The organism is Streptomyces sp. NPDC041068, assembly GCF_040647455.1.
Taxonomy (GTDB): domain Bacteria; phylum Actinomycetota; class Actinomycetes; order Streptomycetales; family Streptomycetaceae; genus Streptomyces.
Window position 1 is genome coordinate 278,125 of the sequence record NZ_JBEZCG010000013.1, and the last position, 26,136, is coordinate 304,260.

General features: G+C 72.1%; 13 protein-coding genes and 1 pseudogene. 4 read left to right on the forward strand and 10 right to left on the reverse strand.

Annotated features, from left to right (window positions below; genetic code table 11):
- Positions 1-17 precede the first annotated feature (17 nt).
- Both AB0B50_RS29450 and AB0B50_RS29455 read right to left on the reverse strand, forming a co-directional pair.
- Entirely contained in the window at positions 18-530 is a 513-nt protein-coding gene (locus tag AB0B50_RS29450; protein ID WP_362338456.1) for a hypothetical protein, read from the reverse strand.
- 46 nt (positions 531-576) lie between these two features.
- On the reverse strand, positions 577-1,527 hold the full coding sequence (locus AB0B50_RS29455) for a hypothetical protein (protein ID WP_362338459.1): 951 nt from the start codon (positions 1,525-1,527) through the stop codon (positions 577-579).
- 461 nt (positions 1,528-1,988) lie between these two features.
- On the opposite strand from AB0B50_RS29455, the gene AB0B50_RS29460 reads away from it, so the two are divergent.
- Positions 1,989-2,771, forward strand: a complete 783-nt coding sequence (locus tag AB0B50_RS29460; RefSeq protein ID WP_362338461.1) for a substrate-binding domain-containing protein — start codon at positions 1,989-1,991, stop codon at positions 2,769-2,771.
- Between the two features lie 184 nt (positions 2,772-2,955).
- On the opposite strand, the gene AB0B50_RS29465 is transcribed toward AB0B50_RS29460, so the two are convergent.
- Positions 2,956-4,767: a methyltransferase gene (locus AB0B50_RS29465; RefSeq protein WP_362338464.1), complete on the reverse strand. Its 1,812-nt coding sequence runs from the start codon at positions 4,765-4,767 to the stop codon at positions 2,956-2,958.
- Positions 4,768-5,026: 259 nt separating this feature from the next.
- On the opposite strand from AB0B50_RS29465, the gene AB0B50_RS29470 reads away from it, so the two are divergent.
- Together AB0B50_RS29470 and AB0B50_RS29475 are read left to right on the forward strand one after the other, a co-directional pair.
- The gene (locus tag AB0B50_RS29470) at positions 5,027-13,501 is read left to right on the forward strand and encodes a type I polyketide synthase (protein ID WP_362338467.1); all 8,475 of its coding nucleotides are present in this window, start codon (positions 5,027-5,029) and stop codon (positions 13,499-13,501) included.
- 183 nt (positions 13,502-13,684) lie between these two features.
- Positions 13,685-14,641: a peptidase gene (locus AB0B50_RS29475; protein WP_362338470.1), complete on the forward strand. Its 957-nt coding sequence runs from the start codon at positions 13,685-13,687 to the stop codon at positions 14,639-14,641.
- A 274-nt stretch (positions 14,642-14,915) separates the two neighbouring features.
- Here AB0B50_RS29475 and AB0B50_RS29480 read toward each other — a convergent pair whose 3' ends face one another.
- From AB0B50_RS29480 to AB0B50_RS29510, 7 genes and pseudogenes are all read right to left on the reverse strand, one after another.
- Positions 14,916-15,782 (reverse strand): alpha/beta hydrolase, encoded by an 867-nt coding sequence (locus AB0B50_RS29480; protein ID WP_362338473.1) that lies wholly within the window; start codon positions 15,780-15,782, stop codon positions 14,916-14,918.
- Positions 15,779-16,402, reverse strand: a complete 624-nt coding sequence (locus AB0B50_RS29485) for a TetR/AcrR family transcriptional regulator (RefSeq protein WP_362338475.1) — start codon at positions 16,400-16,402, stop codon at positions 15,779-15,781. The genes AB0B50_RS29480 and AB0B50_RS29485 overlap by 4 nt, the downstream gene beginning before the upstream one ends.
- 112 nt (positions 16,403-16,514) lie before the next feature.
- Positions 16,515-16,721, reverse strand: coding sequence for a hypothetical protein (locus AB0B50_RS29490; RefSeq protein ID WP_362338478.1), 207 nt, complete (start codon positions 16,719-16,721; stop codon positions 16,515-16,517).
- Between the two features lie 527 nt (positions 16,722-17,248).
- A pseudogene (locus tag AB0B50_RS29495) lies at positions 17,249-18,289 on the reverse strand (Ppx/GppA family phosphatase); the annotation flags it as partial.
- Between the two features lie 484 nt (positions 18,290-18,773).
- A complete protein-coding gene (gene xdhC, locus AB0B50_RS29500) occupies positions 18,774-19,586 on the reverse strand; it encodes a xanthine dehydrogenase accessory protein XdhC (protein WP_362338480.1) in 813 nt (270 codons plus the stop codon).
- A gap of 1 nt (position 19,587) precedes the next feature.
- On the reverse strand, positions 19,588-22,104 hold the full coding sequence (xdhB, locus tag AB0B50_RS29505; protein WP_362338483.1) for a xanthine dehydrogenase molybdopterin binding subunit: 2,517 nt from the start codon (positions 22,102-22,104) through the stop codon (positions 19,588-19,590).
- Complete coding sequence (locus tag AB0B50_RS29510; protein WP_362338486.1) at positions 22,101-23,624, reverse strand: FAD binding domain-containing protein; 1,524 nt, start codon at positions 23,622-23,624, stop codon at positions 22,101-22,103. The genes xdhB and AB0B50_RS29510 overlap by 4 nt, the downstream gene beginning before the upstream one ends.
- A 470-nt stretch (positions 23,625-24,094) precedes the next feature.
- Here AB0B50_RS29510 and AB0B50_RS29515 point away from each other — a divergent pair, with 470 nt between their 5' ends.
- Positions 24,095-26,044: a DUF4157 domain-containing protein gene (locus AB0B50_RS29515; protein WP_362338488.1), complete on the forward strand. Its 1,950-nt coding sequence runs from the start codon at positions 24,095-24,097 to the stop codon at positions 26,042-26,044.
- The last annotated feature ends 92 nt before the right edge of the window (positions 26,045-26,136 follow it).

Genomic DNA, 26,136 nt, shown 5'->3' on the forward strand with positions numbered 1-26,136 from the left:
TTGTTGATGTACGGGCGTTAGTCGGCGACGACGGGCCACTGCAGGTCCAGGCCCGGTGAGCGAAAGATGATCTCGTTGCGCTTGGCGCCGAAGTAGAACGACGGCGGGTTGGAGTTGGCGGGCTTGCCCTGGAAGAGGATGTCGCCCGTGAGGGCATCGCCCTCCTCGTACGCCTCCCAGTCCTTGAGCAGCACGCTGAACTCGTAGCGACGCACGTCGCCCACGTTGAACCGGGCCGCTTCCACCTTGTCGGTGGCGCTCTCGCTGCGCGGCGCCCCGTCCGAGACGTAGCCGCCGTCGTCCACCACGTCGGACGCGTCCGGCGCCGTGGCGTGGGTGGTGGTCAGGTCCGGGATCCCGGAGTCGAGGGTGCCGCTCTCGTGGTCGACGTCGAGCAGGCTCTTGCACTTCTTTCCCTGGGCCTTGGACTGCACCTGCGTGGCGCCCGATTCCTGTGCGAGGTATCCGGTCACCAGCAGTGTGCCGCCCAGGCAGACTGCTGCGGACAGTTTGACCAGTGGCTTGCGCATGGGGGGAACTCCTTGGGTGGGGGGGGTGAGTTGTACAGGCCTGGGATCAGAACTCTGGGCGGTCGGTGATCTGGACGAGGTTGCGTCCGCGCATGGTGTAAAGGCGGCCGGACTCGTCGTTGGTGAGGCGGGAGCCGCTGTACCAACCGCCGTTGATGTCGGCGACGACCGTGGAGACGGCGAAGGTCCTGGGGTGGAAGCGGAAGACGGTGGTATCGGATACGCCGTAGACCACACCCCGATCGGTCACCATGGCCGCGTAGCCGTTGCTGACCGCACTGATGTCCGCCCGGTGGAGCAGCTTGCGCCGGGGAATGTCGACGACGAAGAGACCGCCCTTGCGGGAGACTCCGTAGACGTGGCGTCCTCGTATCGCGAGCGCGGCGACGCCCGCCGACTGCTGCGGGTCGACGCGCCACAGCTCCTTGCCCGCCACCGGGTCGAAGGCGACGGCCGTGGCCTTGGGCCCGGCGCCGGTGTTGTTGTCACTGCCGAGGTAGGCCACGCCGTCCTTGGTGGCCACGCCGCGGACGCACTGCCCTTCGTCGATCGGATCGACGTAGCACCGGAAGCGCTCGGTGCGGGGGTCGTAGGTCCACAGCGAACCGCCGCCTTCCGTGTCCGACTCGGCCACTCTGTACGCCGTGAGATCGGACAGGTCCATGACAGCCAGCTGCGCGAGGGCCGCGTGGCCCGCCGTGCCGACGATCAACTTGTCGTCGACGACGGCCAGTTCACGGATGGACGCGTCGCGCTGCAGTTCACTGGGCGTGACGTGGGTGAACTCGCGGGATGAACGGTCGTACGCGTACAGAGCCGCCTTACTCTTGCCGCCACCGCCGTGCAGGATGCTGCCCGCGCCGAAGAAGACGGTCGTGTCCGTCGCCGCGACGGCCTGGGCGGTGGTCGCGTTCGCGCTCGGGACCCCGTGCCCGACGATCTCGCCCTTCGCCGGGTCGTACTCCCACAGTGCGGGCGCGGCCGCCCGCGCCCGCACTGCCCACCGCGAAGACGGACCCGTCCGGCGCCACGGTGAGGTCGCGTATGTCGCGGTCCCCGATGCTGCCGAGGGCCTTGGCGGGTGTGCCGGGCGCCGTGAGGTCCCACCGGTAGAGGTTCGCCGCGCTCTCCGACTTCTGGAGCAGACCGGCGTACAGGTACCGGCCGGTCGGGTCGGCCGCGAGGGCCTGGACGGAGTGCCCGGTGCCCAGCGCGGTCTGCGCCACGACCTTGCCGGTCGGCATGTGCAGGGCGATGATCTTCACCGGGTCCAGGTTGCGCGAACCGATGCAGAGCGTGTCGCCGACGAGCACCGCGCTCATGAGGGAGAACTGAACCACCGCGGGACCGAGGTCGACGACCTTTCGGACGGCCGCCCGGTCAGGCCCTGGTCGGCATGGTCGTGCCCACCGTCGAGTTCTACTGGCCGGTGCCGTCATCCAGGGCGCCCAAGCGGCCGTGGCCGCCGCGGACGGCAGGCTCGCGCTGCGCGCCTCCGCCTACGACGCGCAGGAGGACCGGCACCAGGTGTCCGCTCTCCTCGACCGCGGAGTGCGCACCCTGCTCATCGCCCCGACGACCACGGGAGAGGCAGGGCTCGACCTGCTGCGCTGGCTCGGGTCCCTGACCGTCCCCGTCGTACTCGTCCAGCGTCTTCCGCCGCCGGCGCTGCCCACCCTGGCGCTCGACGCGGCCACCACCGCCCACGGCCTGGGTGCCGGACTGGCGGTGCGTCACCTGGTCACGCTCGGACACCATCGCATCGCGTTCGTCACCGCGCGCTTCAGCCCGACCACGCAGGCGCTGCGCGAGGGCCGGCAGGACACGATCGACTCCCTGTCGCTCACCGCCCACGACGACCTCCAGTTCGAGGTGCCCCCTTACGGATCGGCAGGCTGGGCCGAGGCCTACGACCCCGTGCTGCGACGCTGCCGTGACGCGGGCGCGACCGCCTTGTCCGTCCACTCCGACAGTGAGGCCATGGGCCTGGTGGAGCGGGCCAGGGACCAAGGGCTCACCGTGCCCGGAGACCTGGCCGTCGTGTCGTACGACGCCGACGTCGCCGCCGCTTCCGACCCGCCCCTCACCGCGGTGCGCCCGCAGAAACGCCGACTCGGCTCCCTGGCCGCCGAGATGGCCCTGGCCCGCATGGCCGACCCCACGGAACGCCCCGTCCACCGCGTGCAGTTGTGGCCCACGCTCGTGGTCCGTGCGTCCTGCGGAGGCGTCGACAAGCCCTAGCGAAGGCTGTTCCAGGGAGATGCCGTCGAAGAGGTAGGGCAGTTCGGTCCCGCGAAGCGCGCCTGAACCAGGCGTTGTTCGAGATGCTCGACGAGTGGGGCGACGCGATGGGCCGGGCCCAGTGCCCGACTCCGACGGCTCCGCCCAGCGCCGGCCCGACCCGCGCACCGCGCTCGCCGCCGGCTCACCCCTCTCGCCCGTCGGCCTTCCGCGCCCGCAGCAGGAACCCGTCCAGGGGCAGGGGCACGACCGAGGAGAGGGCGAGACCGGCCGTCGCGAGCAGTCGTTCGTAGTGCTCCGCGGTCCGTTCCCTGCCGCCCACGTTGCACAGCATGTGGAGGTCCCACGCGGTCGCCAGCGAGGGGCACCCGTCCCGCGGCAAGAGCCTTTCCACCAGCATGAGTTCGGCGTCGGACGGCATGGCCTCGGTGCAGCGGCGCAGGATCGTCAGGCATGCGTCGTCGTCCCAGTCGTGCAGGATCCGGGACAGCAGGTAGACGTCGCCGCCGGGCGGCACCGCCTCCGTGAAGTCGCCCGCCACGAGGGTGCAGCGGTCGGCGACTCCGGCCTCCGTCAGCCGTGCGCACGCCGCGTCGAGGACGTGACCGCGCTCCAGCAGCACCCCGCGCAGGTCAGGTCCTGCCGCCAGTGCCTGGCCCAGCAGTTCGCCGTTGCCCCCGGCGACGTCGACGACCACCCGCGCGCCCGACTCCGACACCGCCGCCGCGACGGGCCCGAACATCGCGGCGCCCGCAGCCATCGCCCGCTGGAAGAGCGTGCCGAGTTCCGGGCGGGCGGCGAAGTAGGCGAAGTGCCCTTCGCCGTGGAGGTGTTTGAAGGCGTCCTCTCCGGTGCGCACCGCGTGGTCCAGCTCGCCGAACGAGGCGAAGAAGGGGCCGCCGTAGAGCTCGGCGAGGGGCGCCATGGAGTGCGGCGCGTCCGATCGCAGCACGGCGCCGATGTCGCCGAGCCGGTAGCGGTCGCCGTCCGCCGCGACGACGCCGATGCTCGCCAGGTACCGCAGGAGGCGCCCCACCCCGTCCCGGTCCGTGCCGGTCCGCGCCGCCAGTTGGGCCGCGTCCGCCGCGGGTTCGTCGCCGGTCGGCAGTGCGTCGGGCAGACCGAGACGTACGGCGGCGGCGAGCGCCTGGGTCGTCCAGGCTCCGGTGCACAGTTCGAGCAGGCGCCGGGCGGGATCCCGGCTCGGTCCCGCCGCCAGGTGTGCGGCGAGCACCTGGCGGTGGTCGCCGCGGGCGTGCAGTTCGAGGCGTTCGGCCCGCGCGGGGGCGGCGCCCGCGGGGACCGGTCCGCCGGGCGCGGCGCGGGATCCGGCGGGCACGGCGCGGGATCCGGCGGGCACGGTAGGGACTCCGCCGAGCGCGGTACGGACTCCGCCGGGCGCGGTACGGAAGTAGAGCGCGGTCGCGTCCTCGTGCGGGTTGTAGCCGCCCCCGTCGGGAACCATCGCTCCACGCTCGACCAGCGTCGTACACAGCCCGGCCATGACCACGCCGTCGGGTGCGGCCACCTCGAACGCGAGGTGCGACTCGTGGCGCGCGGCCCGCTCGCGTGCGGCCACCGCGTCGAGGCCCGAGCCCGGCGGCACCGCGAGGACGAAGATCTCCACCGCCCGCGCGGTGCCGTCCTCGGCGGTCACGGGCACACGGAGGATGTCCACCCGCAGGCTGTCCGGCGCGCGCCCGTGGCGTTCGGCGATCCGCCGCCGGACGATCACGCTCGGTGTCGCCTTCCCGGCCTCGAACCCACGCGCCCGCAGGGCATCGCGCAGCGCGTCCGTCGAGGGGGCGCCGACGAGGACGGCGGCATGGGCGACGGCGCAGTGCCGGACCAGGCCGGCCCGCTCGGACGGGGTCAGCCCCGGCATGCACCGGCTCACCACGGCATCGGTTCGGGCGGTCCTGACACACTCGACCGTCTCGTCGACGAGAGCGAGATCGGCGAGGTGCACCGGCAGCGCCCGGTCGCCCTCTTTCACGGCGTCGGCAACCTCCTCCCCCGTCCCCTCCTCCTTACATACATCTGTACGCACGCGGACATCAGGTCCGCTACGGGACGTTTCCGGATGGCCGATTCCCGACCGTCGCCCAGGGCGTCGGGACCAGCCGCCCAGGGCGTCGGGACGAGTCACCCAGGGCGTCGGGACGAGTCACCCAGGGCGTCGGGACGAACGGAGCGGACACGCGTCCACGTAGGCTCAACCACAGCGCATGGCAAGGGACATGAAAGGCGGGAACATGAGGCGTGACGAGCTGATCCGGCCGGTGGCGGAGCTGCTGAAGGGCCACGCCGAGCGCACGCCGGAACGGGTCGCCTACGCCGACTCCTCGCGCCGTGTCACCTACGCCGAGTTGGAGCGCCGCACCCGCGCGCTGGCCGCGCACCTCACCCGGACAGGGCTCCGCCGCGGCGACCGGGTAGCGATCCGTCTCGGCAACTGCGTGGAGACGGTGGAGAGTTGCCTCGGCGTGCTGCGGGCCGGTCTTGTCGGCGTCCCGCTCGATCCGCGGTCCTCCGATGCCGAGCTGGTCCACTTCCTCCAGGACAGCGGCGCCGCCTTCGTCATCACGGACACCGCGCACCTCCCACAACTACGGCGCCCGGGCACACCGTTCGGCCGTTGGGGCGTGCTGGTCACCGGGGCAGGCCCCGCCCCGGACGGCGCGCAACTCTTCGAAAGTGCGGCCAGGAGCGACGACAGTGCGGCCGAGCGCGACGGCAGCGCCGCCGAGATCGACCTGCTCGGGCTGGACGAACCGGCCTGGATGCTCTACACCTCCGGCACCACGCACCGGCCCAAAGGCGTGCTGTCCACACAGCGGGCCGCGCTGTGGTCCGTGGCCGCCTGCTACGCCCCGGTCCTCGGCCTCTCCCCCGACGACCGGCTGCTCTGGCCTCTCCCGCTGTTCCACAGCTTCAGCCACTCGCTCGCCCTCCTGGGCGTCACGGCCGTGGGCGCGAGCGCGTGGATCTCCGGCGATCTGCCGGCGCCGGGCGGCCTGCGGCGGGAGCTGCACACAGCGCACGAGGGGCTCGGCGGGCCGTTCACCGTGCTGGCCGGGGTGCCCGCGACGTACCACCGGCTGGTCGGCTCCCCCAACTCCCCCAACTCTCCCAACTCCCCCAACTCCCCCATCTCCTCCGGCTCCCCCGGTGCCCTCGGCTCTCGCGAATCCCCCGACCGTCTTGGCGAGATGCCGCACGCTCTGCGGATGTGTCTCGTGGCCGGTGCGCCCAGTGGCCCCGCGCTGCGCACGGCCGTCGAGGAGAGCCTGGGGGCGCCGCTGCTCGACGCCTACGGCAGCACCGAGACCTGCGGTCTGATCACGACGAACCGCCTTGAGGGGCCGAGGGTCGAGGGGTCCTGCGGGCCGTCCGTGCCGGGCGTGGACGTTCGCGTCGTCGCCCCGGAGAGCGGCGAGGACGTCCGCGACGGGGCCGAGGGCGAGGTCTGGGTGCGCGGGCCGAACCTGATGACCGGCTACCACGACCGACCCGACGCGACGGCCGCCGCACTGCGGGACGGCTGGTACCGCACCGGTGACCTCGGCCGCCTCGTCGAGCACGGCCATCTCCGGCTCACCGGCCGCGTCAGTGAACTGATCATCCGCGGCGGCGAGAACATCCACCCGGCGGAGATCGAACAGGCGCTGCTGCAGTGCCCCGGAGTGTCGGACGCCGCGGTCGTGGGTGCGTCGCACGACGTACTCGGCGAGGTGCCGGTCGCCTTCGTCGTGCCGGGCCCGGACGGGGTCGACGCGCGGCAGGTGCTCGCCGAGTGCCGTACCCGGCTGGCCGACCACAAAGTACCCACCCGCATCCACGAGATCGACGCCGTCCCGCGCACCGCCTCGGGAAAGATCGCCCGGCACCGGCTGGTCGCCCCTGCCCCGGCCGCCCCGGTCACGACCGGCACCGCTCTGCGCGAGCGGCTCCTCGGCCTTGCGCCCGACGAGCGGGAGCGCGCACTGAGCGAGACGGTGCTCACCGAGACGGCGGAGATCTGCCGCCGCGTGCCGGGCGAACCACCCGCCGCGGACAGCCCGTTCGTCGATCTCGGCATGACGTCCGTGGGCGCGGTCGAGCTGGTGGACCGCCTCGCCACCCTGACCGGACTGAGCCTGCCCGCGACGCTGGTCTTCGACCACCCGTCGCCCGCCGCAGTGGCCGGATATCTGTGCGTCACGCTCTTCGAGGGCGAGCCGGCCGGGTACCCGCGCTCGCACGGCGCGCCGGGCCGTTCCCTCGAGGACGACGATCCCGTGGTGATCGTCGCGATGGCCTGCCGCTACCCCGGTGATGTCGAATCCCCCGAGGATCTTTGGGAGTTGGTGTCGCAGGGCAGGGAAGCCGTCACGGAGTTCCCGGCCGACCGCGGCTGGGACCTGGACGCCCTGTACGACCCCGACCCCGACCGGATCGGTACCTCGTACACCCGGCACGGCGGATTCCTGCACCGGGCCGCGGAGTTCGACGCGAGCCCGTTCGGCATCGCACCGCGCGAGGCGCTCGCCATGGACCCGCAACAACGGCTGCTCATGGAGACGTCCTGGGAGGTCTGGGAGCGGGCAGGGATCGTCCCGGCGTCGCTGCGCGGGAGCGACACGGGCGTGTTCGTCGGCATGATGTACGCCGACTACGCCACCCGACTGCCCGACCGCCACGAGCTGGAGGCGCACCTGGGCCTGGGCTCGACGGGCAGCGTGGCCTCCGGCCGGATCTCGTACGTGTACGGGCTGCGCGGTCCCGCGATCACGGTCGACACCGCGTGCTCCTCCTCGCTGGTGGCGCTGCACTGGGCGGCGCGGGCGCTGCGCTCCGGGGAATGCTCGCTGGCGCTGGCCGGCGGGGTCACGGTGATGGCGACGCCGAAGCCCTTCGTCGCCTTCAGCCGCCAGCGCGGCCTTGCGCCGGACGGGCGCTGCAAGTCGTTCTCGGCGGCCGCCGACGGCACGGCCTGGGCCGAGGGTGTGGGGCTCGTCCTGCTGGAGCGGCTGTCCGACGCGCGGCGGGCAGGTCACCCGGTCCTGGCCGTGCTCCGCGGGTCCGCGGTCAACTCCGACGGCGCGTCCAACGGCCTCACCGCGCCCCACGGCCCCGCGCAGCAGCGACTGATCAGGCAGGCCCTCGCGGACGCGGGGCTGCGCACCGGTGACGTGGACGCGGTGGAGGCACACGGCACGGGCACCCGTCTCGGCGACCCCATCGAGGCGCAGGCCGTCGTGGCCACGTACGGTCAGGACCGCGACCGGCCGCTGTGGCTCGGCTCCGTCAAGTCCAACCTCGGGCACACCCAGGCGGCCGCCGGGGTCGCCGGTGTCATCAAGATGGTGCAGGCCATGCACCACGGCGAGCTGCCGCGGACCCTCCACGCCGACTCCCCGACACCCCAAGTGGACTGGTCGTCGGGCCGGGTGGAACTGCTGCGGGAAGCCCGGCCCTGGCCGACCACGGACCGGGTTCGGCGTGCCGGGGTCTCCGCCTTCGGGATCGGCGGGACCAACGCGCATGTGATCCTGGAGGAGGCGCCGAGGGGCGAGGCCGCGGCCCGCCGGGAGGGCGCCGCGGCGTTGCCCGGTCCGCCGCCGTGTTCCGCATCCGATCCGCGACCGCGCTCCACACCCGACCCGTGGCCGCACTCCACACCCGACCCGTGGCCGCACTCGACACCCGTCCCGTTGCTGCTCTCCGCCGCCGACGCACCCGCGCTGCGCGCCCAGGCAGGACGGCTGTCGTCCGAACTGGCCGACCGGAACGACCTGTTGACCGCCGACGTCGCCCACTCGCTCGCCGTGTCGCGCTCCGCCCTGACCCATCGGGCGCTCGTGCCGACCAGGGACCGGGCAGCGCTGCTGGACGCGCTCAGCGCACTCGCACAGGGGCGGAACGCTCCGGGAGTCGTCCAAGGCCTCGCGGACCCGAGGATCCGTACGGCCTTCCTGTTCACCGGACAAGGCGCACAGCGTCCCCGGATGGGCGCCGAACTGCGCGCCGCGTTCCCGGTCTTCGCCGCGTCCTTCGACGAGGTGTGCCGCGCCCTGGACGACCGCCTCCCGCAGCCGCTGAGCACGGTGCTCTCCGCGACGCCGGGCTCGCCGGAAGCGGCACTCGTGGACCGCACGGACTTCACTCAGGCCGGACTGTTCGCCTTCGAGGTGGCGTTGTTCCGGCTCCTCGAGTCGTGGGGTGTGCGCGCCGACCGCCTTGTGGGGCACTCCGTCGGCGAAGTGTCCGCGGCGCATGTCGCGGGCATCCTCGACCTGCCCGACGCGGCCACGCTCGTCGCCGCTCGCGGTCGGCTGATGCGGGCCCTGCCCGACGGCGGCGCGATGATGGCGCTCGACGCGGGCGAGGACGAAGTCCTGTCGGCGATCGCCGAGTTCGGGTCCCGGATGGCCGAGTCGGACACGGAGGCGGCCGAGCCGGACACACAGCTGGCCGAGTTCGGGCCGCACGAGGTCGAGTTCGGACCGCAGGTGTCCGTCGCCTCCGTCAACGGACCGCGTTCGGTGGTGATCTCGGGCGCGGAGAGTGCGGTGCTCACGGTCGCGTCCGCTTTCGAGCGGCGTGGCCGCAGAGTCGTACGGCTGCGTGTGAGCCACGCCTTCCACTCACCCCTCATGGACCCGATGCTCGACGAATTCCGCGGCATCGCGACAGAGTTGACCTTCCATCCGCCGCGCATCCCGATCGTCTCCACCGTCACGGGCAGGCCCGCCGAGGCCGGGGAGCTGTGCTCGCCGGAGTACTGGGTACGGCACGCCCGGCTGCCCGTGCGCTTCGCCGATGCCGTGCGCTGCCTGGCTGACGACGGGGTCTCGGCCCATCTGGAGCTCGGCCCCGGACCGGCTCTCAGCGCGGCGGCCACCGACTGTCTGGCCGATGCGTCCGAGGGCCGCTCCGATGTGCCCGACGGCCGCTCCGTGCTCGCCGTGGCCACCCGAAGCGGCGAACACGAGCCCGAGACGCTCCTGTCGGCCGTGTCGCGCCTGCATGTGGCCGGAGTCGCCGTCGACTGGGCAGCGGTGTACGCGGGTTCCGAGGCGCGGCGCGTGGACCTGCCGACGTACGCCTTCCAGCGGCAGCGGTACTGGCTGGACGCGCACCGCACGGAACTCGGCGACGCCCCGGCCCTCCTGGGCCCGGCCTTTCCGGTGCCGGGCACGGAACAGACCGTCCTGACCGGGCTGTTGTCCCTTCGGTCCCACCCCTGGCTCGCCGACCACGTCGTCGCCGGGAAGGTGATCGTGCCGGCGACGGTGTTCGTCGAGATGGCCGTGCGGGCGGGTGACGAGGTGGATTGCGGGACGGTCGACGAACTGGTGATGCTGTCGCCGCTCGCCCTGCCTCCTTGCGCGGCCGTACGCGTCCAGGTCGTGGTGGGCGGTCAGGACGACACGGGCCGCCGACCGGTCGACATCCACGCCCGGCCGGAGGAGTCCGCCGAGGACCTGCCGTGGACCCGACATGTGACCGGCCACCTGGGTCACGCGTCCGGACACCTGGGCCGGGGGCACGCGCCGCAGGGCGATGCGGCGGAGGCCGAACCGGCTCAGTGGCCACCCCAGGACGCCGACGCGCTGGACCTCACCGACGGGTACGCCGCCCTCGCCGACGCCGGGCTCGCCTACGGCCCCGCGTTCCAGGGGGTCGACGCGGTCTGGCGGCGCGGCGACGACGTCTTCGCGGAGGTCCGCCTGCCCGCGTCGCACATCTCGGAAACGGGCCGCTTCGGGCTCCATCCGGCGCTGTTCGACGCGGCGTTGCACGCGAGGGTGCTCGCCGCGCCGCCCCACACGGAGACGGCCACGGACACGGATACGGATACGGTCCGCGTGCCGTTCGCCTGGAGCGGCGTGAGCCTGCACGCCTCCGGAGCCACGGAACTGCGCGTGCGGTCCACCAGGACCGGCACGGACACGCTCTCGCTCACCCTCACCGACCCGGCCGGTCGGCTCGTGGCACGCGTGGACTCACTGACCACCAGGGAACTCCCCGTCGCCCAGCGCGACATGGCGGGCGGCGTGGCGGGGGACGGAGCCGACGACTTCGTACGAAGGTCACTGCTGCACCCCGAATGGGCCGCCCTCGAACTCCCTGACGACACTGACGGGGCCGACGGGGCCGACGCTCACGCCTGGACCGTACGAGGTCCCGACGACCTGCACCTTGCCGCGTTCCTGTCCACCGCCGCGCACCCCGAGTTCGTAGCCGTCACCGCCCTCACGACCGACTCCGAACCACTTGCTGCAGCACATGAGTTGACAGCCAGGATGCTCCGGACGCTGCAGGACTGGCAGGGCGATCCGGAGGCGGCGAGCTCACGGCTCGTGGTGGTGACGCGGGATGCCACGGCCCCCGTGCCGGACCTGGCGGGTGCGGCGGTCTGGGGCCTCGTGCGTGCGGCTCAGTCGGAACTGCCCGGCCGTGTCGTCCTGGTGGACGTGGACGGGCGGCCCGAGTCACTGCGCCTGCTGGCCGCGGCCGTCGCCACCGGTGAGCCACAACTGCGCCTACGAGAAGGGCGAGTGACGGTTCCGCGCCTGACCGCTGCCCGCACCTCTCCCTCCGAAAGCGAGGCGACGACCTTCGACGCGGACGGCACGGTGCTGATCACCGGAGGCACCGGCGCGCTGGGCGCGGAGGTGGCACGCCACCTGGTCGCCGAACACGGCGTGCGGCAGCTGTTGCTGACCGGACGCCGCGGCCCGAAGGCGCCGGGAGCCCGGCAACTGCGCGACGAACTGGCGGCGTTGGGCGCCGATGTCGACGTCGTCGCCTGTGACGCGGCCGATCGCGCGGCGCTGGCCGAGGTGGTCAAGCGCTGCGAACCGCCCCTGACCGCCGTGGTGCACGCCGCCGGGGTGCTGGACGACGGCGTACTGGACTCGCTGACGCCCGAGCGGATGGCGGCCGTGCTGCGGCCGAAGGCCGACGCGGCCTGGCATCTGCACGAACTGACCCGGGACATGGGGCTGTCGGCGTTCGTCCTGTTCTCTTCCGTCTCCGGCCTGCTCGGCCGGGCGGGTCAGGGCAACTACGCGGCCGCGAACGCCTTCCTCGACGCCCTCGCCCATTGCCGCGCCGCCGAAGGACTGCCGACGGTCTCGCTGGCGTGGGGCCCCTGGGAGCACACCGGCGGCATGGCGGCGGGGCCGGTTTCCGGCCGGGCCGGACGGCGCCCCCGGCCACGTGAGGTCCTCGTGCCCCTGTCCACGCGGCAGGGCCTCGCCCTGTTCGACGCCGCCCTGCGCTCGACGGAGCCGGTACTGGCGCCGATCCTGCTGGACCGGGCCGCCCTCAGGGCAGCCGCGGGCCTGCTCCCTCCACCATTGAGCGGACTGATCCGCCGAGTCCGTCCGACCGCGGCGAAGACGCCCGCCGGAGACGGCTCCGGATCGGGCTCCGATCAGGTCCTTGCGGCGGGAGCCTGGCGGAAGCGACTGTCCCGACTACCGCCGGAAGAGCGGGAGTCGACGCTCGTCGACCTGCTGCGGGCCGTCGTGGCCGAGGTGCTCGGGTACCCGCACGCCGAGGCACTCCCGGCCGGCAGGTCCCTCGCCGAGCTGGGCTTCGACTCGCTGACCGCCGTGCAGTTGCGCAACCGGCTGAGTACGGCGCTCGCGGTCAGGCTGCCGGTGGCGGTGGTGTTCGAGCACCGCACGGCCGAGGAACTGGCGCGCCACCTGCTCGACCTCCCGGACGGAGACACGACCGCCGCGGGCCCGCCGGACGGCGCGGCCGATGCCGCCCCCGGGGCGGCATCGGCCGATCGGCCCGCGTACACCCTCTCCTCGCTGTTCCGGGCGGTCAGCGCCGCAGGACAACCGGTGGCGGCCATGCACCTGCTCGTCACCGCCTCCTGGGCACTGCCCACCTTCACGGCCGCTCAAGGCCACGAGCACGCGCTGCCGCCGCTCCGCCGCTCCCACGGCCGCCCCGGCTCCGACAGGCCCACCATCGTCCACTTCCCCGCGTACCACCCGTCGTTCGCGTCGCCCGGCGGAGAGTTCCCCCGCTTCCACACCGCACTGCGGAACGCCTTCCAGGACGACCTGGCCACCCTGGAGTTCCCGCACCCCGGCATCGGCGCCGGTACCGCCGTGCCGGAGGACCTCGCCGCTCTCGCCCATACGCAGGCCGAGAGCGTGCTGCGGCACGTCGGGGACGGCCCCTTCGTGATCGTGGGACGCTCGGCGGGCGGCAATGTGGCCCACTTGGTGGCCCATCGGCTGGAGAGCACGGGCCGGGCACCGACCGGTCTGGTGCTGCTGGACACGTACCACATCACCGCGGACAACAGCGGCAAGGACTGGCTCCTCTCCCTGGGCGCCCCACCTCCGCGCGACACCGGAGGGAGCGACACGGGCCGGAGCAACACGGGCCGGAGCAACACGGGCCGGAGCAACACCGACGGGAGCGACCTGACCGGCCCCGACGACGGCACCCTGGCCGCGACGGGCGCCTACAACCGGCTCTTCCTCGACTGGTCCCCCGAGCCGATCGCCACACCCACGCTCCTGATCCGCGCGTCGCGCCCCACACCCGCCATGGCGGCCTCCCGGGACGACTGGCGGACGTCCTGGCCGACCAGGCACGACGTCGTGGACGTGCCCGGCGACCACCTGACGATGATGCGGGAGCACGCGGAGACGACCGCGTCGGCGCTCCACGCCTGGGTCGAGGGGCGCACGGCGAAGACGGCCTCATGAGCACGGGCACGTCAACGTGGTCCGCGGCGGCCCGATCGGGCCGCCGCCGCACCTGCTCCGGCAGAGGCGGCGGATAAGCGTATTGACCGGCCCCTGACAATGCGTGCACGCTTCCCCTCGCACGTCGATCCGCACCGCACAGCCTGGCCCGGCCAGTCCCCACTGCGGCAGAAGGAGACACGCGTGAGACACCAACGCACCGCCACAGCAATCCTGTTGGCCATCGGCAGCCTGTTGACCGCATCCCTCACGGCCGCCACCGCGGGCGCCGCTCCGGCTCCCGCCCCCAGCACGTCGTTCCAGCAGCGCGAAGCGCCCAAGGGATTCTGGACCGCGGAGCGGATGCGCGACGCCACACCGCTCGACCTGGACCTCTCCCGCTCCGGGGCGAAGGCCCTGAAGGCACTCGACGCACCCACTCCCGGAGCGGAACGAAGCGTCGTCTCCCCGACCGCCATCCCCCAGCCGGGCGGCCCCTGGACGGGCAACGGCGCCGTGGCGAAGACCACGGGGCGGGTGTTCTTCACCATGGACGGGCGTACGGCATCCTGTTCCGGCTCCTCGGTCACCAGCCAGAACGGCTCGACCGTCCTGACCGCCGGGCACTGCGTCAAGTACAAGGGCGCCTGGCACACCAACTGGGTCTTCGTCCCCGCCTACAACGACGGCCAGGCGCCCTACGGCCAGTGGTCCGCCACCAAGACCCTCGCCACCGACCAGTGGGCGGCGCGGGAGGACATCAGCTACGACGTCGGAGCGGCCGTCGTGGCTCCGCTGAACGGCAAGAAGCTCGCGGAGACGGTCGGCGCGCAGGGGCTGGAGTTCAACGGCGCCTACGGCAGGGCGATGTACGCCTTCGGCTACCCCGCCGCGTCCCCGTACGACGGGAAGAAACTGATCTACTGCAGCGGCACCGCGGGCAGGGACCCCTTGGGCATGACCAAGGACCACGGCCTCGGCTGCAACATGACCGGCGGCTCCAGCGGCGGCCCCTGGTTCACCTCGTTCAACGAGTCCGCGGGCACCGGCCTGCAGGCGTCGGTGAACAGCTTCGGCTACGTCTTCCTGCCCAACCGGATGTTCGGCCCGTACTTCGGCAATGAGGCCAAGGCCCTGTACGACAAGGCCCAGACCTCCTGAACCCGCGCGCCCCGCAACCCCGTCCGCTCGGGTGCGGACGGGGTTGCGGGGCACCGTCTCCGCGTACGTACGTACCCGTGGGCGCGCCGGAACTTCTGATGGACGAACACAGCCTGACGGCCGCCCTGTCGGCGCGCACACGGCGGTCCGGCACCCTGCGGGGGCGCGGCGGGGCCCACCGGCGCGGGCTGCTCGCCTGTCCCGCGCAGAGCAACTTCACCGGTGTCCAGCACTCCCTGGAGTGGATAGCGGCGGCGCCGTGCGCCCGGCCCGGTCAGCGGCCGGCCCGCGTCTCCTCCAGGAACGGGACGATCGCATCGATGAAGTGCTCGTTCCGGTCGCCCGCCACCATGTGCCCCGCGTCGGCGACATCGACGCGTCGCGCGTTGGGGACCTTGTCGCGGAACTCCTCCGCGATGTCCTCGCGCACGACGTCGCTGATCCCACCGCGGACGAGCAGGATCGGTACGTCGGTGCGGCGCGCGGCGTCGAGGAGGCGCTCCGCCATGCCGGGCGGGTCCGTCCGGCCCTCGAAGCTGTCCAGGAGCCGCGGGTCCCAGTGCCAGACCCAGCGGTCGCCGCGGCGTCGCAGGTTGTTCCGCAGCCTCTCGGGGTCGTCCCGGCGTGGACGGTGGGGCAGATGGGCCGCCACCGCCGCGGCGGCTTCCCCCACGCTGGAGAACCCATCCGGCCGGCCACGCATGAACTCGACGATCCTGCGGGCCCCTTGAGGGTCCGGCCGGTGGGCGACGTCGACGAGCACCAGCGCGCGGATCGCCGCCCGGGGCGCCTCTCCGGCGGCCAGCAGTGAACTCAGACCTCCGAGCGAGGCTCCGACGACCACCGGCCGGTCGCCGAGCACGGCGACGAGCGCGCGGGTGTCCCCGGCGAACAGGTCGAGGTCGTAGGCGCCGTCGGCCGACCACGCGCTCGTTCCGTGCCCGCGCAGGTCCGGGGCGATGACCCGCCACCCGAGCCTGGCCAGCCGAGGGCCGGTCCGGTCCCAGGCGTGCCGTGTCTGGCCGCCGCCGTGCAGCAGGACGAGGGGCGGCGCGGAGGGCTCTCCCCACACATCCGCCGTGAGGGGCATCCCGTCGTGGCCCGCGAAGACCTGGGAGCGTGGCGGCGCACCGGCCGTCATGCCGTGCCCCGGGTGCGCAGCGGGGCGAGGAGCTGATCACGGCGGGGGTCCGCGGCCGCCGCGGCGAGCGCGACGTCCAGCGCGAACAGAGCTCGCCGGTAGAACCGTTCGTCGTCGATGAGGGCGGCGACCCACTGATGCAGGGCGCCCACGCACGAGGTGCCGATGGCGGAGGCCAGCGCGTCGGTGTCGATGTCTGCGCGCAGCAGGCCCTCTGACCGTGCCTCAGCCAACGCCTGGCGGAGCTGGGTGAGGGGACTGCGGTCGAGGACGAGGCCGCTCTGCTCCCACTCGCGCACCATGCGCCGCGACACGACCGGGTCGTCCACGAACAGCTGGACGGTGGACCTGACGACCTCGCGCGGCTCGACGTCCCCCAACCCCGCCAAGCGGCCGTCGAGTTCATCCATGAACCCGGCGGCGAGGGCCTCCCAGATCTTCTCCCGCGGCCCGATCAGGTTGTACACGGTGGCCGGGGAGACCTGCGCCCTCTCCGCTATCCGCTCCGTACTGATCACCGACTCCGGGCTCTCCCGCAGGAGTTCACGCGTCGCCTCGAGGATCCGGACCCGCCGCTCGGCCTTGCGGTGCTCACGTAGCCCTCCTTGGACCACCCGCATACGCACGCCCCTTCACCGAAATCTGGAGAGCGAAATCTGGAGAGCACTCCAAATTTAGAGAGCTCTCCAGACGTGTCAAGACCCTTCACATCCTCCAGCTCCTTCTGCGCCTTCAGCTGATACCGGGGCGGGGTGGGCGGTGGATGCGGCGGACCGATCCTTCGGCGGTGGCGCGGCGGTGGAGGTGTTCGAGGGCGTCGAGGACGTGTACGCGGCTGTGCCAGAACAGCCAGGCGCCCAGGAGTTGGGCCGTTTCGTCCAGGGCTCCGGCCTGTGCCGCGGTGAGGGCTTCGAGCGGTTCACAGTGGTGCGTGGACATCACCCCGACCAACTGCCGGTTGGGGGACAGGAGCGGGACGCTGTGGCAGGCCGCCGAGCGTGGACTCCTCGCGCGGACTGTACCTGCCCTGGCCGGTTGCTCAGTCGGCCCAGGCCACCATCGCCATCTCCCGCTCACTGGCAGCGGCGCGGGACCGCCGCACGGCACTGTTCGAGGTACCGCGGGGACACGCGCGCGAGCTGCTGGGTCGAGGCCATGCACGGGAGTATCACCGGGGAGTCCTGGACCAGGCCAGCGGTTCCCTCTCACGCAGCGGAGGCGAAGGCAGCCACGGGGACGGATACGGGTACGAGTACGGGAGCCGAAGCGCCCCTCCCTGCCCGCAGGTCGCGTCACTCCGCCCCGGGTGAGGGTCAGGTCTGTGTGAAAGCCCCTCCGCCCATGACCGCGGCGGCGCCGGTGCCGCTGGAGCCATCAGTGCCGCCGGTCTCTCCGGTGCCCGACCGTCTCGGTGATCGCGAGCCCTGTCCCGCGTCCCCGCCAGAAGTCGTGGATTCCGCGCGACCGGCCACCCGCAACGACACGGAGTTGTACGGGGGCTGCGCGTCGTACGGGGACTCCGCGTCGTACGAGGGCTCCGCGTCGTACGAGGGCTCCGCCCGGTCCATCGCCGTCCACCAATCCGCGCCGTCCTCGATGCGGCGCAGCAGAATGCCCTCACGGATCGCCCACGGGCAGATTGTGACGACGTCCAGGTCCATCAACTTCATCGCGGTGCGCCCGACCACCGCTCCCGCCAGGCTCTGCGCGGCGCGCGGCGCGGAGATGCCCGGAAGCCTGGCCCGCTCGGCCTCAGGCAGTTCGGACAGCCGGCCCTCGGCCTCCCGGAGGTCGGAGCGGCGCAGCGTCCTGGTCACGAACGGCCCGTGGCGTCCGGGTTCCGCCCCGCACAGCCGCGCCAACTGCTGGAAGGTACGTGAGGTCGCCACCGCCGTCCGCGGCCCTTCCCAGCGGATACGGGCGGCCACGTCCCGCAGGCGGTGCCGCACCGCCCGGCGCATCGCCTTGACCTGGTCGCCGGTCGGCGGGTCGGCATGCCCGCTGAGGTACTCCCGGGTGAGCCGGTTGGCGCCCAGGGGCAGGGACTTGACGAAGTCCGGGAGCCGGCCGCGCCCGAAGGCCACCTCTAGCGAACCGCCCCCGATGTCCAGGAGCGCGAGGGGGCCTGCCTGCCAGCCGATCCACCGCCGGGCCCCGAGGAACGTCAGCTCCGCCTCGACCTCGCCGGACATGACACGCAGCCGCACACCGGTGGCCTCGTGGACCCTGCGCAGGACCTCATCGCGGTTCACCGCGTCCCTGATCACCGCCGTGGCGAAGGCGAGCGGCTCCTCCGCGCCCTGGCGCCGCGCCTCATCCCCCGCTTGCGCGACTGCCTCGGCCAGCAGGTCCATGGATTCGGAGGTGAGTCGCCCGCACGGCCGCACATGCTCGGAGAGCCCCAGCTTCCATTTGGCCGTGTGCACCGGCAACGGCACCCCGCCTTGGGCATCGGCCACGACCAGACGCGCCGTCTTCGACCCGACGTCCAGCACGCTCAACCGCACGGATACCTCCGGACCCACAGCCGAGCACGACGATCGCCACCGGCGCCGGAACGGATCCGGCGTGCACGAGAATGCCATGACGAGCCCGTGAAGCGCGGGCGAACAGCAAGGAACGCAAGGAACGCAAGGAACCACCGGGCCGACAGAGCAGCGTCCCTTCACCGTCCGAGCCACGCCAGGGAACGACCTCATCGAGCTGGAGGACTCGGGTGAACGAGGACATCACGCTGCGCGCTCTGGTACTGCTCATGCTGTGGGGGCTGTGCACCGTTGCGGCACTGAAGTATCCGGGGCTGGGGACGGCCGCCCTGACCGGGGCGGGCGTGGTGACGCTGTTCGTGCTGATCATGCGGGGAACGCGATGGCCCCGGCTCCGTCGCCGACAGCAAGGTCACCGCCCACGTGCACAGTCCACGGTTCTCGCGCCGAGAGGCGCCACCTCACCTCGTCAGACCACTTCACCTCGTCAGACCGCCTCGCCTCGTCAGGCCGCCTCGCCCTCCAAGATGCGCAGCAGATCCGCCGCCACACTCACCGCGATCGTCGCGGGCTCCTTGCCCGTGATGTCCGGCAGGCCGATCGGGGTCTTGATGCGGGCGACGGTCGCCTCGTCGTGGCCGCCCTCGGTGGACAGGCGTTTGCGGAAGCGTGACCACTTGGCCGCCGAGCCGATCAGGCCGATGGAGCCGAGGTGGCTGGTGCGCAGGGCCGCGTCGCACAGGGCCGCGTCCTCGGCGTGGTCGTGGGTCATGATCAAGGCGTGGGTTCCGCGCGGGAGTTCCTCCAGGACCTCCTCGGGCAGCAGCGGCGTGTGATGCACGTGCACCTGCGCCACCGCGTCCGTCGCCAGCACGTCGAGCCGCTCATCGGTCAGCATGTCCGCGCGGGAGTCGATCAGATGGAGGTCGAGGTCCTGGCGGGCCAGGATACGCGCCAGTTCCAGGCCGACGTGCCCGACGCCGAAGATCGCCACCGACCCCACCACCCGCAGCGGTTCGAGCAGTACCGAGACCGTGCCGCCGCAGCACTGAACGCCGTGCTGGTTGGTCACCTTGTCGTTCAGGGCGAAGTCGATCAGCTCCGGTTCCGGCTTGGCCGCGGCGATCATCTCCCGCGCCCGGTCGATCGCGACGGCCTCCACGTTGCCGCCACCGATCGAGCCCCAAGTCTCGCTCCGCCCCACGACGAGCTTCGCGCCGGCCTCGCGCGGGGCATGGCCGCGCACGGTCGCGACGGTCACCAGGACGCCGGACTCCCGGCGCGCCCGCAACCGCGCGACCGCGGCGACCCATGTCATGTCAGGCACCGCTCAGCGCTTCGGCGTCGGTCTGGTCGACGCCAGGCCGGTCGACGTCGGTTCGGTCGACGTCGGTTCGGACGGCGTCGGTCCGGACGGCGTCGGTCCGGACGGCGTCGGTCCGGACGGCGTCGCTCCGGACGGCAGACCCCTCGCGACCCCGCTCACGGGCCCGGCCGTTCTCCGCGGCATCGCCCTCGCGCGCCGCCTCGATCGCCCAGTACACCGCCTCCGGCGTCGCGGGCGAGACCAGTTCGACGACCGCCCCGCTCGGCCCGAACTCGGCCGCGGCCTGCCGCAACGCCTCCCGTACCGAGAACGCCAGCATCAGCGGCGGCTCGCCCACCGCCTTGGAGCCGTACACCGCACCCTCCTCGGAGGCGTTCTCCAGGAGCGTGACGTTGAACTCCGCGGGCATCTCCGAGAAGCTCGGCAGCTTGTACGTACTCGCGGCCTGGGTGAGGAGGCGGCCGCGGTGCGGACCGTCACCCGCGTCCCAGCGCAGGTCCTCCAGGGTCAGCCAGCCCGCGCCCTGCACGAAGCCGCCCTCGACCTGACCGATGTCGATCAGCGGGGACAGGCTGTCGCCGACGTCGTGCACGATGTCCACCCGCCGGATGCGGTACACGCCGGTGAAGCCGTCCACCTCCACCTCCGCCGCGGCAGCGCCGTGGGCGAAGTACTTGAACGGCGAGCCCCGGAACGTCTTCGCGTCCCAGTGCAGCCCCTCGGTCCGGTAGAAACCGGCCGCCGACAGCTGGACCCGCTGGAAGTACGCGGTGCGCACCAGGTCGTCCCAGGCCAGCTCGGCGTCGCTGCCCAGGGCGCGCGCGACGCCCTCGACGATGCGTACGTCCGATGCGCTCGACCCCAGTTGGGTCGCGGCCACCTGAAGCAGGCGCTCGCGCAGCTGCTCGCAGGCGTTCTTCACCGCAGCTCCGTTGAGATCCGCCCCGGCACTGGCGGCGGTGGCTGAGGTGTTGGGCACCTTGTCGGTCCGCGTCGGGGCGAGGCGCACCTTGTGCAGCGGGATGCCCAGCGTGGTCGCGGCCACCTGCAGCATCTTGGTGTGCAGGCCCTGGCCCATCTCGGTGCCGCCGTGGTTGATCAGGACCGAGCCGTCCTTGTAGATCAGGACCAGCGCGCCGCCCTGGTTGAAGGCGGTGAGGTTGAACGAGATGCCGAACTTGAGGGCGGTGACCGCCAGCGCCCGCTTGGTGTGCGGATGCGCGGCGTTGAAGGCGGCGATCTCACGCCTGCGGTCGGCGATGCCCGCGTTCTCCTGGACCTTCTCCCAGACGGCGGCGATCCGCTCGGGCTGGGTGACCTGCTGTCCGTACGGCGTCGACTGGCCCGGCCGGTAGAAGTTGCGTTCCCGCAACTCCATGGGATCCAGGCCGAGTCGTGGCGCGCACCGGCCCATGATGTCCTCGATCACCAGCATGCCCTGCGGGCCGCCGAAGCCGCGGAAGGCCGTGTTGGAGACCTTGTTGGTCTTGGCGATACGGCCCGTGATGCGGGCGTTGGGGATCCAGTAGGTGTTGTCGATGTGGCACAGGGCGCGGGCCACCACCGGCTCGGACAGGTCCAGGCTCCAGCCGCCGTCCGCGGTCAGCGTGGCGTCCAGGGCCCGGATGCGGCCGTCGGCGTCGAAGCCGATCCGCCACTGGGCGTGGAAGCCGTGCCGCTTGCCGGACATGGTGAGGTCCTGGGTGCGGTTGAGCCGCAGCCGGACCGGCCGTCCCGTCAGCTTGGCGCCGAGCGCGGCGACGGCGGCGAAGCCGTGCGGCTGCATCTCCTTGCCGCCGAATCCGCCGCCCATCCGCAGACACTGCACGGTCACCTCGTGGCTGTGCAGTCCGAGTACGTGGGCGACGATCTCCTGGGTCTCCGACGGGTGCTGGGTGCTGCTCTGGACGAACACCTGCCCGCCCTCGTCGACTTGGGCGAGGGCCGCGTGCGTCTCCAGGTAGAAGTGCTCCTGGTCGGAGAACTGGATCTCCCCCGTGAACACGTGCGCGGAGTCGGCGAGGCCGGCGTCCACGTCACCGGTCACCATCTGCGGCCGGGCGCCGTGGAAGCTGTCGGCCGCCATCGCGTCCTGCAGCGTGACCACGGAGGGCAGTTCGTCGACATCCACCTCGACGGCCGCCGCACCGAGCCTGGCCGCCTCCAGCGTCTCGCCGAGCACCCACGCGACCGCGTGGCCGTAGAACATGACCGTGTCGGGGAAGAGCGGCTCGTCGTGCTTCATCCCGGCGTCGTTGACGCCGGGCACGTCGGCACCGGTGAGGACGCGGACCACACCGGGCACCTCCAGCGCGGCCCCGGTGCGCAGCGCGGTGATCCGACCGTGGGCCTTCATGACCTGCACCGGGTAGGCGTGCAGCACGTCCTTGGTGCGGGCGACCAGGTCGTCGGTGTAGAGCGCGGTGCCGGTGACGTGGAGGGCGGCGCTCTCGTGCGGCATCGAGACGCCGACGACGGGCTTCTCGGGGCGCTGGGACAGTTGACTCATGACGACACCGCCTCGGTGGTCTGCGCGTACAGCTTCCTCAGGCTCTGGCCGAGCATCGCGGAACGGTAGAGGGCGCTGGCGCGATGGTCGTCCATCGGCGTGCCCTCGCCCCGCAGTACCCGGGCCGCGGCCTCCGCATTCTCCGCCGACCACGGCTTGCCCTCCAGGGCCGCCTCGGTGGCCAGGGCGCGGATCGGCGTCGCGGCCACGCCGCCCAGGCCTATGCGTGCCTTGCGTACGACCCCGTCCTCGACATCGAGCGCGAAGGCGACCGCCACGCTGGAGATGTCGTCGAAGCGCCGCTTGGCGATCTTGTGGAAGGCGGTGACCCGCGACAGCGGCCGCGGAATGCGGACCGCACGGATCAGTTCGCCGGGGCGACGCACGCTCTGCCGGTAGCCGGTGAAGTACTCCGCCAGCGGGATCACGCGCTCGCCGTCGGCGTCGGCGAGCACCACCGAGGCCTCCAGGGCGAGCAGCGCCGGAGGGCTGTCGCCGATGGGCGAGCCGGTGCCGAGGTTGCCGCCGAGGGTCGCGCCGTTGCGGATGAGCCGTGAGGCGAACTGCGGGAACAGCTCTGCGAGGAGCGGGACGCCACCGTCGAGACGGCGTTCGATCTCGGTGAGCGTCAGCGCCGCGCCGATCTCGATGTGGTCGGACTCGACGCGCAGTTCACGGAGTTCGGCAAGCCGGTCGACGGCGACGACACAACTCGCCCTCCGGGAGCGGATGTTCACCTCCACACCCCAGTCGGTGGAACCGGCGACGACGACCGCGTCGGGCCGCTCGCGCAGCAGCCGCAGCGTCTCGGCCAGGGTGTCCTTCCGCAGGAAGGCGCTGTCGTCCTGGGTGTATTCGGTGGCGACCGGCGCGGGCGGGGACTGCTCGCGGCGCCGGGCGAGGGGGTCCTCGTCGGTGGGCTCCCCGACGGCGAACGCGGCGTCGCGGATCGGACGGTAGCCGGTGCAGCGGCACAGGTTGCCGCTCAGCGCGTGCAGATCGAAGCCGTTCGGACCGTGTTCGGCGTCGGTGCCGTGGGCCGCACCAGCAGGGTCCGCGCCGTGGGCCTCGTCGGCAGGGTCCGCGCCGCCGTGCGCATCCGCATCCGCACGGGCACAGCGGTCCGGCCGGTAGTACTCGGCGGCCATGCTGCAGATGAACCCCGGTGTGCAGTAACCGCATTGGGAGCCGCCGCGGACCGCCATCTCCTCCTGCACCGGGTGCAGGGAGGGCGACGTGCCGGGTTCGCCCGCGGTGCCGAGGCCTTCGGAGGTGATGACCTCCTGCCCGTCCAGCGCCGCGGCCGGGACCAGGCAGGCGTTGACCGCCACCCAGTCGGTGGGCTTGTTCACCCCGGGCCGGGCCACCAGCACCGAGCAGGCCCCGCACTCCCCCTCGGCGCAGCCTTCCTTGGTGCCGGTGAGGCCACGCTCGCGCAGGAAGTCCAGCACCGTGGTGTGGGGAGCGGCCGGTGCGAGCGGTGTCTCTTTCCCGTTGACCGTGATCCGCGCCGCTGTCATGACAGGCCCTCGGTCCGGTACGCGATCGGTCGGTTCATCGTGTTCGCCAATGTCAGGCATGTTCGCCAATGTCGAGAAACTTTCTGTGCTCGGGCACGCCGCGCGAGAGGGGCGGGCCCCGCGATACGGCACGCAACAGCGGCGTACCGGAAGGTGGTGACGGGAAACCCGGAACGTGCCGCGGAGGGGCACGTCAGAACGGCGTGCTCAGCAGCCGTGCGCGATACGACCCGGAACCCAGACCGTGCACTGGGCGAGGCGACCGAGGTCAGAGCTGGTGTACATCCGCTGGTCGCCTCCTTTCGGCAGTCGTGGGTCGGCGATTACCGGAAGTTAGTGGCTGCGGCCACGCAGGTCAAGAGGCGGCCCTGCCCCTCCGGTCAGTCGATGGTGCCCGCCCGTACCTGGTATCGACCGCACCCCGCGGCGTATGCAGAAGGAGCCGACGAACCGCGTCACAAGGAGCTCCCTTGCACGATCACGAGAACGTCGCAGCCACCAGGGCCGACGGCGACCGCGCCCCCGCCCGCAAGCCGGCCCCGCCCCAGCCCTTGCACGGCCTGCCGGGCCTGCAGGACACGGTCGGCAACACCGCCGTCGTCCAACTGCTCCGCCAGTCCGGCCACGCCTGGGCCGAGGGCACGGATCAGGACCGGTCCGAGGACCGACACCGGCACGGCCCCGACTGCGGCCACCGGCAGCCCGAGCGCACCGCGGCCCCGGTCCAGCGCTCCGCCGTCCACGACGTCCTCCGCGCGCCGGGACGCCCCCTCGACGACGCCACCCGCACCGACATGGAGACCCGGCTCGGCGCGGACTTCTCCGACGTACGCATCCACGACGACGGCGCCGCGAAGGCCTCCGCCGCCGAGGTCGGCGCACGGGCCTACACCTCGGGCAGCCACGTCGTCATCGGCGAGGGCGGAGGCGACGGCCATACGCTCGCGCATGAGCTGACCCACGTCATCCAGCAGCGCCAGGGCCCCGTCGCCGGCACCGAAGACGGCTCCGGCCTCAAGGTGTCCGACCCCTCCGACCGGTTCGAACGGGAGGCGGAGGCGACAGCGAAGCGGGTCATGAGCGAGGCACCCTCGACGGTGCGCCGTTCCGCCGCGCACGCGGGTGGACGTCCCTCGCCGGAAGGCACCGCCCAGGACTCCGCACCCGTACAAAGGGCCGGCAACGGAACGAAGCGGAAAGAGCGCAAGGAGAAGCGCAAGGATCGTGCACTCGGCGCGGAGCTGCGCAATGTCGAGACGGACGGCGCGGCGGTCGGCAGTTCGGAATTCGAGGAGTTCGGTAACACCCATCGCAATGCCGCGGTGGACCCCGATGCCACGGGAGAGGAAGTCGGCGTCCACATGGCGGGCGCGCGCGTCGAGGACGCCCCCATCGTGGACCGGTTCCGGCACGCCTTCAACCAGTTGGAGAGCTGGTGCACGCATCTGCGCAAGGAGAGCCCCGACACGTACGACGCCGCGGCGAAGAAGTACGACCTGGAAATGCGGCACCGCTTCACCAAGGAGATCAAGGCGCGGACCAAGCAGTACAAGGCCGCGTTCCGCGACCTCAACAACGACCTGTACGCCATGGAGGCGGAGAAGGTCGAGTTCGAGCTGTTCGTGGAGGAGCGGGCCGACGAACTCCGCGCCCAACTGGGCCAGTTGAGTCAGGCCTATGCCCGCCCCGGCTCGGGAACCCGTGAGATCCACGACGCGGTCACCGAGGACGACTGGCGCAAGACCTGGCACGAACGCATCACGCAGGTGAACATCGTGATCGGGAGCATCTGGCCCGAGTACGAGAAGCAGCTCGACGCCTGGATCCAGAGGAATTCCCACATCCGGAACAAGGCACCGGTGGGCAAGCTGGAGTACATCGGAAGCCTCGCCAAGGGATACAAGGGCCCGCCGAAGCAGCATGTCCGTTACATTCCCGAGGACTTCGACGTGGACGCGAACCTCTATGCCCCGGCCCTCGCCGAATACGCGCAGCGCGTGGACAAGCTGACCCCCGACCGGGAACGCGTCTTCGGCCGCAATACGACCATCAAGCCGTTGATCGCCTTCGCGGACAAGGTGCAGAAGGAACTCGTCAGCCGTATCGAAGGCATCGCCGACGACCCCAGCGACCTCTTCGACGTGGCCATTCACGCGCCCGAAACGATCGTCCAGAAGGAGGAGCGGGAACTCGACGAGGCGCTGTACGCGGTACGGGCCCACGGCGGCCGGCACTTCACCGAACTCATCGGCCACCTCAAGGAAGCGGGACTGCTCCCGAAGGAACCCGATGTCCCCGCGGCACTGCCGTCCGAGCCGAACGGACGGCAGAAGGCGGCGCTCAAGAAGGTGGTGGACACCTGGGCCGACGGCAAGTTCCGCGACGAATCGGCCTTCGCGGCACTGGTCCGCAGCCTGTGAGCCGTCGCCGCGCGGCCGCGAACCTGGCGAATCGTCGGGAACCGGGAGGACATCGTCTCGCCCCGGCAGGCCCAACCGCCCGGATGGTTGGC

Excerpts from the sequence above, each read along its gene's own strand:
- AB0B50_RS29450 (WP_362338456.1), bottom strand. The coding sequence starts at position 530 with ATGCGCAAGCCACTGGTCAAACTGTCCGCAGCAGTCTGCCTGGGCGGC.
- AB0B50_RS29480 (WP_362338473.1), bottom strand. The coding sequence starts at position 15,782 with ATGACGGCCGGTGCGCCGCCACGCTCCCAGGTCTTCGCGGGCCACGAC.
- AB0B50_RS29490 (WP_362338478.1), bottom strand. The coding sequence starts at position 16,721 with ATGTCCACGCACCACTGTGAACCGCTCGAAGCCCTCACCGCGGCACAG.
- xdhB (WP_362338483.1), bottom strand. The coding sequence starts at position 22,104 with ATGAGTCAACTGTCCCAGCGCCCCGAGAAGCCCGTCGTCGGCGTCTCG.
- AB0B50_RS29510 (WP_362338486.1), bottom strand. The coding sequence starts at position 23,624 with ATGACAGCGGCGCGGATCACGGTCAACGGGAAAGAGACACCGCTCGCA.
- xdhC (WP_362338480.1), bottom strand. The coding sequence starts at position 19,586 with ATGACATGGGTCGCCGCGGTCGCGCGGTTGCGGGCGCGCCGGGAGTCC.
- AB0B50_RS29485 (WP_362338475.1), bottom strand. The coding sequence starts at position 16,402 with ATGCGGGTGGTCCAAGGAGGGCTACGTGAGCACCGCAAGGCCGAGCGG.
- AB0B50_RS29470 (WP_362338467.1), top strand. The coding sequence starts at position 5,027 with ATGAGGCGTGACGAGCTGATCCGGCCGGTGGCGGAGCTGCTGAAGGGC.